The sequence below is a fragment of the Streptomyces sp. 3N207 genome, from assembly GCF_052246355.1.
Taxonomy (GTDB): Bacteria; Actinomycetota; Actinomycetes; order Streptomycetales; family Streptomycetaceae; genus Streptomyces.
The window spans coordinates 348,109-360,498 of sequence record NZ_JBQQBV010000003.1; the positions used below are offsets into that span (position 1 = coordinate 348,109).

The following is a 12,390-nucleotide window of genomic DNA, read 5'->3' on the forward strand; positions in this document are numbered from 1 at the left end:
TCCTCTCCCCTTACGCGGTGATGTTCCGCTCGATCCACTCCACTCCGAAGCGCACCAGCTCCGCCGCCTCGAACAGATGACTTTCAGCCGCCCCGACCCGGCCACGAACGCCGATGCCGGCTGCCAGTGCCTCCTGCGCGATGACGGTGAACGGCCAGACGCCCTCCGGTACGGCCTGCCCGTAGTCGAACGCCTCGTCCTCGGTGTCGATGTCCCGGTAGCGCTGCCAGACGCGCCTGCCGTCGGAGTCCAGGACCGGGACCTCGTAGGTGAGATGACGCTTGCCGGGCGCCTGGGCCAGCGCCTCGGCGTGATGCAGGATCGTGAGCGTGTCGAGCGGGGCGCCCAGCAGCAGCACACGGCCCCCGGCGTCGACGAGCCTGCCGAGCGGTCCCCGCGCGCCGTACGGGTCGTCCCAGGGCACGTCCAGCACCAGCGCCTCGGCCCGCGCGCCGAGCGCGGCGAAGCTGTCGGGATGCCGGGTGCGCAGGGCCCCGGGCTGGCGGCGCAGGGCCTCGGGAAGGCGGCCGTTGTCGTGCGTGCCCTCGCTCAGCTCGGGGTCGTACGCGGGGTGTTCGGCCCGCACGGCGTCCTGCCACGGTGCGGGCCAGTCGGTGAAGTCCTGCGGCGGCGCATCGTTCCAGCCGCTGTAGACGAGCAACGTGCCCTTCTCCCCCAGCACTTCGCGCAGTGCCGCGATGACGGTGAGGGGGCCGCCTGGCACATAGCCGAGGGCGGAGAGCGCGGTGTGGAACATGACGGTGTCACCGGGTCGCAAGCCCAGCGCGGTCAGCTCCCGGACCAGTCTGCTGCGGGTGACGGGTCCGTCGGAGCGAGCCAGCAGTGCGCGTTCATCCATCCGGCGAGCGTACGAGGATCAACGGCAGCTCGGCGTCCGGTTTTTTCCGGACACCGGCTGCCAGTTGCCTTGGTGCCCCGGCGGCCGGTTACTTCCGGGCACCGGTGTCCACCGGGTCGCGCTGCACCGCGGGGCGCTCCTCCTCCGGTCCCGGTGCCGACGGATCCGCGCCGTTCTTGGGCTGCTTGGGCCATATCGTGTAGCTCAGCGCGATGATCAGGCTGATCCCGACCACGAAGCCCATCCGGACCTGCCACTGGCGCAACGACTCGGTCTGCTCGCCTCCGCCGACGTACCAGATCGCGACCTGGAGCAGCCCGGTGGCGATGGCGGCGGCACCAATGGAACGGATCCCCATCTTCCACTCGTGCACCGTGCGCGCCCTCCCGTAACGAGGCGGCTTTGCCGGGCGCGGGCCTCTGCCGAGCAGGTGCGCGGCATGGCCGTCCGCCCACTGGACCATGTAGTGCCCGTAGGTCGCGGTGAAGCCGATGTAGACGGCGGCCAGTCCGTGCTTCCAGTCGGGCTCCGCACCGTTCCGCAGATCGATCGCGGTGACGACCAGCAGCACCACCTCCAGCATCGGCTCGCACAGCAGCACCGCCGCGCTTGTACGGGGCATCCGCGCGAGGTAGCGCAGCGCGAGGCCCACTGCGAGCAGCACCCAGAAGCCGACCTCGCAGACGACGATCAGCGTCACGATCATGAATGAACGCCCTCCTGGCGTATGTCCCCGGCGGGGATGACGGCGAACTGCTCCCGGTCGCCCCGCCCTCCCCCTGGCGGACGCGGCGTCCGGACGCGCCCTTCCACCTTCGCGTACCGGGACGGACCGGCGCGTCGTCGTCCGTGACGATTCAGGGCGCTGCGGACTGCATCGAAAGATGCAGTGGCGCTGCGCGGACGCTCGCCCCGGCGGTGGACCCCCGTACCGTGCCGCCCCCGCAGAATGGAGCCATGACCGCCGCAGCCACCACACCGCCCCGGACGCTGCGTCATCTGCGCCCGCACCAGGACGATGTGCTGATCGCGCTCACCGGACTCGCCTGCGGGTTGCTGCTGTGGGGGCTCGACCTCGGCAGCGATCCGCTGTGGGCCTCCGGCTCGCGCTGGCCGGCGCTGGTGCCGCTCGGTGTGATGTGTGTGGCCGCGCTGCTGCGGCATTCCGGACAGCCGTACGCCCTGCTGGTGGGCATCGCCGCCGAGGCGGCCGATATCGCGATGGGTTCGCTGCTGGCGACGCTGGTGCTGTTCACGGACGTGCTCTACGCCTCCGTGCTGTACGGCTCGGCGCGGCTGGCCCGTGTGGTGCTGCGGGCCTCTGCGGTGGTCACCGTGCTCGTCACGGCCGGGCTGCTGATCGCGTTCCAGCGGGCCGAGATGCTGCTGCTCGGCGCAGCCTGCGCCGGTGTGCTGCTCGTCCCCACCACCACGGGCGAGATAGTCCGCAGCCACCGCGACAAGGCGGCAGCCGAGCGGCTGCGGGCCGAGCAGACCGCGCGGCTCGCAGAGCTGGACCGCAACCAGGCAGTCATCGCCGAGCGGGCCCGGATGGCGCGCGAGCTGCACGACGTCGTCGCCAACCACCTCTCGGCCATCGCCATCCACTCCTCGGCCGCGCTCTCCTTCCCCGCCTCGGAAGACAGCGGCAAGGCCACCCGCGAAGCGCTGGGCGTCATCCGGGAGAACAGCGTGCAGGGACTGGCCGAGATGCGCCGCCTCATCGGGCTGCTGCGCAATACAGGTGGCTCCGAGGCACCCGCGGCCACACCCTCCCTCGACGGACTCGACGCTCTGCTGACCCGCGCCCAGGCCATGGCCGGCGACGGTCGCACATTCACGCTGGCGGACCACCGGCCCCGGGGCGAACCGCTGCCCACCCCCGTGGAGTTGACCGCCTACCGCATCGTCCAGGAGGCCGTCACCAACGCGCTCAAGCACGCGGGGCCCGGTAACGTCACCGTGGAACTCGACCGGGACGGCGCCCGCCCGGACACGCTCGGCATACGCGTCAGCAGTCCGCTGGACGGCGCTCCGGCCGACGACGGTGCCCCGCGCGCGCCCGGCGCCGGCGCGGGCCTCGTCGGGATGCGGGAGCGGGTGGAGCTGCTGGAGGGCGAGCTGGCGGCGGGGCCTGCGACCGGTACGGGTGGCGAGCCGGTCTGGCTGATTCACGCGGTGCTGCCCGCACCGCACGAGACGAGCGCGGTCATCGCCGGCACGGGTGCGCCGCGCCGACCGGTGCCGAGTGCCGATCCGAGCCGAGGGAGACAGAGCCGTGACAGCTGACCGGACCGTCCGGGTGCTGGTCGCCGAGGATCAGCAGGCCGTACGCGCGGGGCTGGTACTCATCCTCCGCAACGCCCCGGGCATCACCGTGGCCGGCGAGGCGGGCGACGGCGAGGAGGCCGTACGGCTCGCCCGCGAACTCGCCCCCGACGTGGTGCTGATGGACGTCCAGATGCCCCGCCTGGACGGGGTCACCGCCACCCGCCGCATCACCGCGGAACGCCTCGCCGACGTGCTCGTGCTGACGACGTTCGATCACGACGAGTACGTCTTCGGTGCGCTCCGCGCGGGCGCCGCCGGCTTTCTGCTCAAGGACAGCGAGGCGGCAGCGGTGGTGGACGCGGTACGCACCGTCGCACGCGGCGAGGGCATGATCGCGCCCGGCGTGACGCGGCGGCTGATCGCCGAGTTCGCGGGCGTACGCCCGGTCCCGGCCGGGGACCCGCCGCCCGGGCTGGACGCACTGACGCGGCGCGAGCGGGAGGTGCTGGGGTGCCTCGGTGAGGGGCTCTCCAACGCGGACATCGCCCGCCGCCTCACCATGGCGGAGGCCACCGTGAAGACCCACGTCAGCCGGCTGCTCGCCAAACTGGACCTGCGCAGCCGCACCCAGGCCGCCGTACTGGCCCAGGAGTTGGGGATCACCGCGCCGTAATCCCCCCTCCGGCTGGCGACCGCACGCCGGGACGCGGCGGTCCCGTCGGCTAGGCCACGTTGACGCGCTGCCCGGGTGGTGCCGCCTCCAGCCAGGCGAGGAAGCCGGTGAGGGCGTCCTCGCTCAGGGCGAGCTCGACGCGGGTGTGTTCCGGGCCCACCGCACACGCCAGCACCACGGCGTCGGAGAGCAGCGCCTGCTCCTCCTCGCCGAGCGGGGAGCGCCGCTCCAGAACGTCAATGGCCCCGCGCACCAGATGGCGGCGGGGCCTGGGGGCATAGGAGAAGACACGGAACCATTCGATGCGGTCACCGTTGTAGCGGGCGATGCCGTACGCCCAGCCTTTCCCTTTGGGGTCGGTGGCCTCGGACTCGGTGACCGCCCAGCGCAGATTGCAGTCGAACGTTCCGCCTGACCGCTGGATGAGCCGCCGGCGTACCCCGAAGGCGAAAAGCCCCGCCATCACCAGCAGGACGACCACGCCGCACAGCAGCAGAGCGAGGACCATCTTCACCGACCTCCTCGCTCTCTCCGGGACCTGCCGCGGGGCAAGTCTCTCAAACCCTGCTGTATGGCTTCAGCCGCGGACGGACCCGGATAATTCCGGGACCACCCGCGGCTGAGGGTCGTCGTGCGCCAGGCGTGACGCGACAAACGTCAGCGTGCGGCTGTCACCGCTCGCAGCCGGACGTCGGCGCGCTTCTCGGCGTCCTCGTCGGCCTTGGACTTTGCCTCCTCCAGCGCGCGCTCCGCCCGCTCGACATCGATCTCGTCGGTCAGCTCCGCGATCTCGGCGAGCAGCGAGAGCTGGTTGTCGGCGAAGGAGATGAACCCGCCGTGCACCGCGGCGACGACGGTGCCGCTGCCGCTCTCGCCGGTCGTACGGATGGTGACCGGGCCGGACTCCAGCACGCCGAGCAGCGGCTGGTGGCCGGGCATGACACCGATATCACCCGAGGAGGTGCGCGCGACGACCAGGCTGGCCTCGCCGGACCAGACCTTGCGGTCGGCGGCGACCAACTCGACGTGCAGCTCAGCCACTGTGGCTCCTCAGACTGGGATGGGGAAAGGATAAGGGGTGCGGCGGGGGCGCGTGCACTCGCACCCTGCCCCCGCCACGGGGCCCGGTGTCAGGAGACGCCGAGCTCCTTCGCCTTGGCCTTGAGGTCGTCAAGGCCACCGCACATGAAGAACGCCTGCTCGGGGAAGTGGTCGTACTCGCCTTCGGCGATCGCGTTGAAGGCCGCGATCGACTCGTCCAGCGGCACGTCCGATCCGTCGAGACCGGTGAACTGCTTCGCCGCGTGGGTGTTCTGCGACAGGAAGCGCTCGATACGGCGGGCACGGGACACCGTGAGCTTGTCCTCCTCGGACAGCTCGTCGATGCCGAGGATGGAGATGATGTCCTGGAGGTCCTTGTACTTCTGCAGGATCCCCTTGACGCGCTCGGCGCAGTCGTAGTGCTCCTGCGAGACGAACCGCGGGTCCAGGATCCGGGAGGTGGAGTCCAGCGGGTCCACCGCCGGGTAGATGCCCTTCTCCGAGATCGGACGCGAGAGCACCGTGGTGGCGTCCAGGTGCGCGAAGGTCGTCGCCGGGGCCGGGTCGGTGAGGTCGTCCGCGGGCACGTAGATCGCCTGCATCGAGGTGATGGAGTGACCGCGGGTCGAGGTGATGCGCTCCTGGAGCACACCCATCTCGTCCGCCAGGTTCGGCTGGTAGCCCACAGCGGAGGGCATCCGGCCCAGCAGGGTGGAGACCTCGGAACCGGCCTGGGTGAAGCGGAAGATGTTGTCGATGAAGAACAGCACGTCCTGCTTCTGCACATCGCGGAAGTACTCCGCCATGGTCAGACCGGCCAGCGCGACCCTCAGACGCGTCCCCGGGGGCTCGTCCATCTGGCCGTAGACCAGCGCGGTCTGCGGGAGCACGCCCGACTCTTCCATCTCCGCGATGAGGTCGTTGCCCTCACGCGTGCGCTCGCCGACGCCGGCGAACACGGAAACGCCCTCGTGCAGCTTGGCCACACGCATGATCATTTCCTGGATGAGAACGGTCTTGCCGACGCCCGCGCCGCCGAACAGGCCGATCTTGCCGCCCTTGACGTACGGGGTCAGCAGGTCGACGACCTTCAGACCGGTCTCGAACATCTCGGTCTTGGACTCGAGCTGGTCGAAGGCGGGGGCCTTGCGGTGGATGGACCACCGCTCGGTCACCTCGGACTCGGCCTCCGGCTCGTTCAGGATCTTGCCGAGGGTGTTGAAGACCCGGCCCTTGGTGACGTCACCGACGGGCACGGTGATGCCTGCGCCGGTGTCGGTCACCGGGGCCTGGCGGACCAGGCCGTCGGTGGGCTGCATGGAGATGGCGCGGACCAGCCCCTCGCCGAGGTGCTGGGCGACCTCCAGGGTCAGCGTCTTCTTCTTGCCCTCTTCGGCCGGGTCGAGGACCTCGACCGTCAGCGCCTGGTAGATGTCCGGCATGGCGTCGACGGGGAACTCCACGTCGACGACCGGGCCGATGACCCGGGCGACGCGGCCCGTCGCAGCGGCCGTCTCAACTGTGGTGGTCATGGTTAGCGGTCACTCCCCGCGTTAGCGTCAGCCAGCGCGCTCGCCCCACCGACGATCTCGCTGATTTCCTGGGTGATGTCGGCCTGGCGGGCCGCGTTGGCAAGCCGCGTCAGCGACTTGATGAGGTCTTCGGCGTTGTCGGTCGCGGACTTCATCGCCCGGCGGGTGGCGGCGTGCTTGGAGGCTGCCGCCTGGAGCAGGGCGTTGTAGACGCGCGACTCGACGTACCGCGGCAGCAGCGCGTCCAGTACGTCCTCGGCCGAGGGCTCGAAGTCGTACAGCGGCAGGACTCCCTTGCCGCCGCCCGCCTCCAGAGCCTTACCGCCCTCGTCGAGGGCGAGCGGCAGCATCCGGGCGTCCACCGCGGTCTGCGTCATCATCGAGATGAACTCGGTGTAGACGATGTGCAGTTCGTCCACGCCGCCCTCGGCGGTCTCCGTCTGCACCGCCTCGATCAGCGGCGCTGCCACGGCCTTCGCGTCGGCGTAGGTTGGGTTGTCGGTGAAGCCGGTGAACGACTCCTTGACGGGACGGTTGCGGAAGCCGTAGTAGGCCACACCCTTGGAGCCGACGATGTAGCTGACGATCTCCTTGCCCTCGGCGGCCAGCCGTGCGTTCAGCACCTCGGCCGCCTTGATGGCGTTGGAGTTGTAGCCGCCCGCCAGCCCGCGGTCGCTCGTGATGAGCAGCACCGCGGCCCGCTTCGGCTGCTCCGCCTCGGTCAGCAGCGGGTGCCTGGCGTCGGAGCCCTGCGCGACGGCGGTGACCGCGCGGGTCAGCTCCTTCGCGTACGGCTCGGAGGCGGCCACCCTGCGCTGCGCCTTGATGATGCGCGAGGCGGCGATCATCTCCATCGCCCGGGTGATCTTCTTGGTCGCGGAGACGGACTTGATCCGCCTCTTGTAGACCCTGAGCTGGGCACCCATGCTCAGCCCTCGCCCAGCAGCTTGCCGTCCGAGGTCTCGAACTGCGTCTTGAACTTGTCGACCGCGTCGCTCAGCGCCTGGACCGTGTCGTCCGACATCTTGCCGCCCTCGCGGATGCCGGTCATCAGGGCCTGCTCGTCGCGGTGCATGTAGTCCAGCAGCTCGCGCTCGAAGCGCCGGATGTCCTCGACCGGGACATCGTCCATCTTGCCGTTGGTGCCGGACCAGATGGAGACGACCTGGTCCTCGGTGGCGAACGGCTGGTACTGCGGCTGCTTGAGCAGCTCGACCATGCGCTTACCGCGCTCCAGCGCCCCCTTGGAGGCGTCGTCCAGGTCGGAACCGAAGGCGGCGAACGCCTCCAGCTCGCGGTACTGCGCCAGGTCGACCCGGAGCGAACCGGTGACCTGACGGATGGCACGGTGCTGGGCCGAGCCACCGACACGGGAGACCGAGATACCGACGTTCAGCGCCGGGCGCTGGCCCGCGTTGAACAGGTCGGACTCCAGGAAGCACTGCCCGTCGGTGATGGAGATGACGTTGGTCGGAATGAACGCCGAGACGTCGTTGGCCTTCGTCTCGACGATCGGCAGACCGGTCATCGAGCCCTTGCCCATGTCGTCGGAGAGCTTGGCGCAGCGCTCCAGCAGCCGGGAGTGCAGGTAGAAGACGTCGCCCGGGTACGCCTCACGGCCCGGCGGGCGGCGCAGCAGCAGGGAGACGGCACGGTAGGCGTCGGCCTGCTTGGACAGGTCGTCGAAGACCACCAGCACGTGCTTGCCCTGGTACATCCAGTGCTGGCCGATGGCCGAGCCGGTGTAGGGGGCGATGTACTTGAAGCCGGCCGGGTCGGAGGCCGGGGCCGCGACGATCGTCGTGTACTCCAGCGCGCCGGCCTCTTCCAGCGCGCCACGCACGGACGCGATGGTGGAGCCCTTCTGGCCGATGGCGACGTAGATGCAGCGGACCTGCTTGTCCGGGTCGCCCGAGCGCCAGTTGTCACGCTGGTTGATGATCGTGTCGACGCACAGCGCGGTCTTGCCGGTCTGGCGGTCGCCGATGACGAGCTGGCGCTGGCCGCGGCCGATCGGGGTCATGGTGTCGACGGCCTTGTAGCCGGTCTCCATGGGCTCGTGCACGGACTTGCGCTGCATGACCGTGGGAGCCTGGAGCTCCAGGGCGCGGCGGCCCTCCGCCTCGATCTCGCCGAGACCGTCGATCGGGGCACCCAGCGGGTCGACGACACGGCCGAGGTAGCCGTCGCCGACCGCGACCGACAGGACCTCGCCGGTCCGCTGCACCGACTGGCCCTCTTCGATGCCGCTGAACTCACCGAGGACGACCGCACCGATCTCGCGCTCCTCGAGGTTGAGGGCGAGGCCGAGGGTGCCGTCCTCGAACTTCAGCAGCTCGTTCGCCATGGCCGAGGGCAGCCCCTCGACCTTCGCGATGCCATCGCTGGCAGCGCTGACCGTACCGACCTCTTCGCGCGAGGCCGCGTCCGGCGTGTACGACTGGACAAAGGTCTCCAGCGCGTCCCGGATCTCATCCGGCCGGATCGTGAGCTCCGCCATCTGGGTTCCCTGCTCTCCTTGTTGGGCCCGTAAGTTCCTTCGGGCTCCGGGGGGTGTGAATTCCCCCGACTCCCTTGTACGGCCCAACTCGGGCCGCTTTCGTGCTTGTTGAGTTGGTTGGCGCTCGGCGCCGGGTACTGCCTCAGCCCGCCATCCGCCGCTTGGCCTCGTCCAGCCGGTCGGCGATCGAGCCGTTGATGACCTCGTCGCCCACCCGCACCGCGATCCCGCCGAGGACCTCCGGGTCCACATCCAGGTTCAGGTGCACCTTGCGGCCGTACAGCTTGGCCAGCGCCGCGCCCAGGCGGCGCTTCTGCTCGTCGCTCAGCGGCACCGCGGAGGTCACGACGGCGACCGAACGGTTACGGCGCTCGGCAGCCAGCCGGGACAGTGCTTCGAGCCCACTGTCCAGGCTACGTCCTCGCGGCTGAGTGACCAGCCGGGTCACCAGACGCTCGGTGGCCGGCCTGACCCGGCCCCCCAGCAGCTGGTGCACCAGGGCGCGCTTCGCCTCGGACCCGGCCGTACGGCTGGCGAGCGCCGCGCGCAGGTCCGGCGTCGAGGCCGCGGTCCGGCCGAAGCGGAACAGTTCGTCCTCGACGTCGTCCAGCGAGCCGTCCCGCTCGGCCGCCACCAGGTCGGCGAGGTCCGCCAGCACCTCGACGGCGTCGACCAGGTCACGCTGCGCGGACCAGCGGGAGCGGACCATGCCGGAGACCAGGTCGGTGGCCGGGCCGCTGAGCTGACCGCCGAGCACCCGCTGCACCAGCGATGCCTTGGCCTCGCCGTCCTGCGCCGGGTCGGTGAGGACCCGGCGCAGCGAGACCTCGCGCTCCAGCAGCGCGGTGACGGCGGCGAGCTCGTCGGCGAGGCTCGCCGCGTCGACCGACGTGGAGTCGGTCAGCGCGGTCAGGCTCTCGCGCGCGGCGGCAAGCGCCTGGCGGCTCGCACCGTTCATCGGGCGGCTCCGCTGGCGTCGGCCTCGGCAGCCTCTTCGAGCCCGTCGAGGAAGCGGTCGATGACGCGGCTCTGCCGGGCGTGGTCATCGAGGGACTCGCCGACGAGCTTGCCGGCCAGGTCGGTGGCGAGCTTGCCCACGTCCTGGCGGAGTGTGTGCGCGGCCTGCTTGCGATCGGCCTCGATCTGGGCGTGGCCGGCGGCGATGATCTCCTCACGCTGCCGCTGGCCCTCGGCGCGCATCTCGGCGATGAGCGCGGCGCCCTGTTCCTGTGCCTCGGCACGCAGCCGGGCGGCCTCGTGGCGGGCCTCGGCGAGCTGCTCCTTGTACTGCTGGAGTACCTCGGCGGCCTCCTGCTGGAGCTCATCAGCTTTCTCGATGCCGCCCTCAATGGCTTCACGACGCTCTTCCAGCACCTTGTTGATGCTCGGAAGGAGCTTCTTCCAGAGGAAGAAGAAGACGATGGCGAATGCGATCAGGCCGATGACCAGCTCTGGGATCGGCGGAATGAGCGGGTTCTGCGGAACCTCGGTCTCCGCCATGTTTACCAGGGCGTTCACGTCAGTGCCTTCCGTCGGAAATGGGTTCGTTCGCTCGGTACGTCAGGAGCGGAAGATGAAGCCCATGACGATGCCGATGAGGGCCAGCGCCTCACAGAAGGCGAAGCCGAGGATCTGGTTCTGGCGGATCAGACCGGCGGCCTCGGGCTGGCGGGCCAGCGCCTGGGTGCCGTTACCGAAAACGATGCCGACGCCGATGCCGGGGCCGATGGCCGCGAGGCCGTAGCCGACGGAACCGAGGTTGCCGGTGACGCCACCTTCGGCGGCGAGGTTGACCATGTCGAGAGCAGCGGACATGCCGTTACTTCCTTCTCTGTACGGACCGGCGGGGGTTGGCCGCCGGACAGCTGGGGGATTGTGCGGTAGCGGTAAAGGGCTTGCTCAGTGCTCCTCGACGAGCGCGCCCTGGATGTAGGTGCAGGTCAGAAGGACGAAGACGTACGCCTGGATGACCTGGATGAACAGCTCGAAGGCGACCATCACGATCGTCATCACGAAGGAGACGGCCGAGTAGGCGATCCCGATGCCGTTGAGCATGTACCAGGTCGCGATGGTGAAGAGCACCAGCAGCATGTGCCCGGCGAACATGTTCGCGAAGAGCCGGACGGCGTGCGTGAAGGGGCGCACCAGCAGGTTCGAGAAGAACTCGATGACCATGACCAGCGGCCGAACCGCACCGGGGAGCGAGGGGTCGTAGCCCGTGAAGTTCTTGAACGCGCCCACGAAGCCGTGCCGCTTGAAGGTCAGCGGGACCCAGATGAGGTAGACGAGCAGCGCCAGGCCGAGCGGGATCGAGAAGATCGAGGTCACCGGGAACTGTGCGAGCGGGATGACCGACCACAGGTTCATCACCCACACGAAGAAGAAGAGCGCCACCACCATGGGGACGTACTTCTCGCCTTCCTTCTTGCCGATCGTCTCGTAGACCACGCCTCGGCGGATGAAGTCGTAGCCGGCCTCACCGATCATCTGGAGTTTTCCGGGAACGACCTTGGGCTTGCTGAAGGCGGCCCAGAAGAACCCCACGATGGCGATCGTGCCCACGAGGGCGAGCAGGATCGGCTTGTTGAAGTCGAATCCGCCGATGCTGAACATCGGCTCGAAGACGAACGAGTGGAGCCCTGGAGCCTCGAAGCCGCAGCCACTGAAAAGGTGGCAGTCGGTCTCAAAGGCGAGCATCTGGTCAGCACTCACCGCGGGCTCCTTCTGCATGGCGCATGAAAACGGCTACCTCGTTGTGTCGGCGCGGCGTGCGGCCACGGAACGGCACTGGTCTTGGTCTTACGAATCGGGGGCGGCGGCGGATCAGGAGGCGAGAGTGTCCGTTCCGTCCCGTGGAATCCGGAAGTGGAGGAAACTCCGCCGACCCCGTCTGCTGCGCCGCAGTTGGCAACGGACGATAGCAGTTGCTCGAACGAGCGCTTATCCCGCCCCTACGTGGCACTGGCCTTCTCGCCGGAGCCGGAGGAGGGTTCGACGTACATGATCTTCGCCTTCAGGTGCGCCCTGCCCTGTGCCGCGACCCACACGATGGTGCCGCCGAGCAGTGTGAACGCGAAGGTCTTGGTGTCGAAAAGGGTCGTATCCCGGAAGACCACCAGCACAACGAACAGCAACAGAATCTGTGTCGTGTACAGCAGCAGGCCCATCGCCTGAAAGAGGTGCGGAAAGGAGCGCGCTGTCCGCTGGAGGACGTAAAGGCCGAGACCCATGAAAAGGATCACGACGAGTGCTCCGGCCGCGGCTCCGACTGCGCCCTTACCTCCTGCGAATACGGCGCTGATCACTGCGGCCACGACACCGGCTACGGCGGTCGGGACGGCGCAGTGCAGGAGCATGCGTGCGTCGTTCGACTGCATGTGGTGGCTCCGGGGAAATCGGGGAACGTGGGTCGTCGATGACGAGCGTAGCCCGGCGTGGAGGACTGACCCCCTGGCAGAAGAGCCCGCGAGAGTGCGGCACTTCGGCTGGCCACCGGGTTTCGTGAACGGTATCA

The 12,390-nt window shown here is 69.3% G+C and carries 14 protein-coding genes; 2 read left to right on the top strand and 12 right to left on the bottom strand.

The window, feature by feature from the left end:
* Positions 1-10 precede the first annotated feature (10 nt).
* Positions 11-859, bottom strand: a complete 849-nt coding sequence (gene aac(3) / locus ACTWP9_RS07050; protein ID WP_443245111.1) for an aminoglycoside 3-N-acetyltransferase — start codon at positions 857-859, stop codon at positions 11-13.
* An 88-nt stretch (positions 860-947) separates the two neighbouring features.
* Complete coding sequence (locus ACTWP9_RS07055) at positions 948-1,565, bottom strand: hypothetical protein (RefSeq protein WP_443245112.1); 618 nt, start codon at positions 1,563-1,565, stop codon at positions 948-950.
* 251 nt (positions 1,566-1,816) lie between these two features.
* Here ACTWP9_RS07055 and ACTWP9_RS07060 point away from each other — a divergent pair, with 251 nt between their 5' ends.
* Positions 1,817-3,148 carry a sensor histidine kinase gene (locus tag ACTWP9_RS07060; RefSeq protein ID WP_443245113.1) on the top strand — a complete coding sequence of 444 codons (1,332 nt, stop codon included), beginning with the start codon at positions 1,817-1,819 and terminating at the stop codon, positions 3,146-3,148.
* A complete protein-coding gene (locus ACTWP9_RS07065) occupies positions 3,138-3,803 on the top strand; it encodes a response regulator (protein ID WP_443245114.1) in 666 nt (221 codons plus the stop codon). Before ACTWP9_RS07060 ends, ACTWP9_RS07065 begins: the two co-directional genes overlap by 11 nt.
* A 49-nt stretch (positions 3,804-3,852) precedes the next feature.
* On the opposite strand, the gene ACTWP9_RS07070 is transcribed toward ACTWP9_RS07065, so the two are convergent.
* From ACTWP9_RS07070 to ACTWP9_RS07115, 10 genes are all read right to left on the bottom strand, one after another.
* A complete protein-coding gene (locus ACTWP9_RS07070) occupies positions 3,853-4,311 on the bottom strand; it encodes a DUF2550 domain-containing protein (RefSeq protein ID WP_443245115.1) in 459 nt (152 codons plus the stop codon).
* Positions 4,312-4,460: 149 nt separating this feature from the next.
* Positions 4,461-4,844 (bottom strand): F0F1 ATP synthase subunit epsilon, encoded by a 384-nt coding sequence (locus ACTWP9_RS07075; RefSeq protein WP_443245116.1) that lies wholly within the window; start codon positions 4,842-4,844, stop codon positions 4,461-4,463.
* Positions 4,845-4,933: 89 nt separating this feature from the next.
* Entirely contained in the window at positions 4,934-6,376 is a 1,443-nt protein-coding gene (gene atpD, locus ACTWP9_RS07080) for a F0F1 ATP synthase subunit beta (protein ID WP_443245117.1), read from the bottom strand.
* 2 nt (positions 6,377-6,378) lie between these two features.
* Positions 6,379-7,302, bottom strand: coding sequence for a F0F1 ATP synthase subunit gamma (locus ACTWP9_RS07085; protein ID WP_443245118.1), 924 nt, complete (start codon positions 7,300-7,302; stop codon positions 6,379-6,381).
* Between the two features lie 2 nt (positions 7,303-7,304).
* Positions 7,305-8,876, bottom strand: coding sequence for a F0F1 ATP synthase subunit alpha (gene atpA, locus ACTWP9_RS07090; RefSeq protein ID WP_443245119.1), 1,572 nt, complete (start codon positions 8,874-8,876; stop codon positions 7,305-7,307).
* Between the two features lie 142 nt (positions 8,877-9,018).
* Complete coding sequence (locus ACTWP9_RS07095) at positions 9,019-9,834, bottom strand: F0F1 ATP synthase subunit delta (RefSeq protein WP_443245120.1); 816 nt, start codon at positions 9,832-9,834, stop codon at positions 9,019-9,021.
* The gene (locus ACTWP9_RS07100) at positions 9,831-10,376 is read right to left on the bottom strand and encodes a F0F1 ATP synthase subunit B (protein WP_443245258.1); all 546 of its coding nucleotides are present in this window, start codon (positions 10,374-10,376) and stop codon (positions 9,831-9,833) included. Before ACTWP9_RS07100 ends, ACTWP9_RS07095 begins: the two co-directional genes overlap by 4 nt.
* Before the next feature lie 60 nt (positions 10,377-10,436).
* Complete coding sequence (atpE, locus tag ACTWP9_RS07105) at positions 10,437-10,691, bottom strand: ATP synthase F0 subunit C (RefSeq protein WP_443245121.1); 255 nt, start codon at positions 10,689-10,691, stop codon at positions 10,437-10,439.
* An 84-nt stretch (positions 10,692-10,775) separates the two neighbouring features.
* On the bottom strand, positions 10,776-11,606 hold the full coding sequence (atpB, locus tag ACTWP9_RS07110; RefSeq protein WP_443245122.1) for a F0F1 ATP synthase subunit A: 831 nt from the start codon (positions 11,604-11,606) through the stop codon (positions 10,776-10,778).
* Between the two features lie 221 nt (positions 11,607-11,827).
* Positions 11,828-12,253, bottom strand: a complete 426-nt coding sequence (locus tag ACTWP9_RS07115; RefSeq protein WP_443245123.1) for a hypothetical protein — start codon at positions 12,251-12,253, stop codon at positions 11,828-11,830.
* Positions 12,254-12,390 lie beyond the last annotated feature (137 nt).

What these genes read in the sequence shown, in the direction of transcription:
- ACTWP9_RS07055 (WP_443245112.1), bottom strand. Translation starts at nt 1,565, where the DNA reads ATGATCGTGACGCTGATCGTCGTCTGCGAGGTCGGCTTCTGGGTGCTG.
- ACTWP9_RS07060 (WP_443245113.1), top strand. Translation starts at nt 1,817, where the DNA reads ATGACCGCCGCAGCCACCACACCGCCCCGGACGCTGCGTCATCTGCGC.
- ACTWP9_RS07070 (WP_443245115.1), bottom strand. Translation starts at nt 4,311, where the DNA reads ATGGTCCTCGCTCTGCTGCTGTGCGGCGTGGTCGTCCTGCTGGTGATG.
- atpD (WP_443245117.1), bottom strand. Translation starts at nt 6,376, where the DNA reads ATGACCACCACAGTTGAGACGGCCGCTGCGACGGGCCGCGTCGCCCGG.
- ACTWP9_RS07085 (WP_443245118.1), bottom strand. Translation starts at nt 7,302, where the DNA reads ATGGGTGCCCAGCTCAGGGTCTACAAGAGGCGGATCAAGTCCGTCTCC.
- atpA (WP_443245119.1), bottom strand. Translation starts at nt 8,876, where the DNA reads ATGGCGGAGCTCACGATCCGGCCGGATGAGATCCGGGACGCGCTGGAG.
- ACTWP9_RS07095 (WP_443245120.1), bottom strand. Translation starts at nt 9,834, where the DNA reads ATGAACGGTGCGAGCCGCCAGGCGCTTGCCGCCGCGCGCGAGAGCCTG.
- ACTWP9_RS07100 (WP_443245258.1), bottom strand. Translation starts at nt 10,376, where the DNA reads ATGGCGGAGACCGAGGTTCCGCAGAACCCGCTCATTCCGCCGATCCCA.
- atpE (WP_443245121.1), bottom strand. Translation starts at nt 10,691, where the DNA reads ATGTCCGCTGCTCTCGACATGGTCAACCTCGCCGCCGAAGGTGGCGTC.
- atpB (WP_443245122.1), bottom strand. Translation starts at nt 11,606, where the DNA reads ATGCAGAAGGAGCCCGCGGTGAGTGCTGACCAGATGCTCGCCTTTGAG.
- ACTWP9_RS07115 (WP_443245123.1), bottom strand. Translation starts at nt 12,253, where the DNA reads ATGCAGTCGAACGACGCACGCATGCTCCTGCACTGCGCCGTCCCGACC.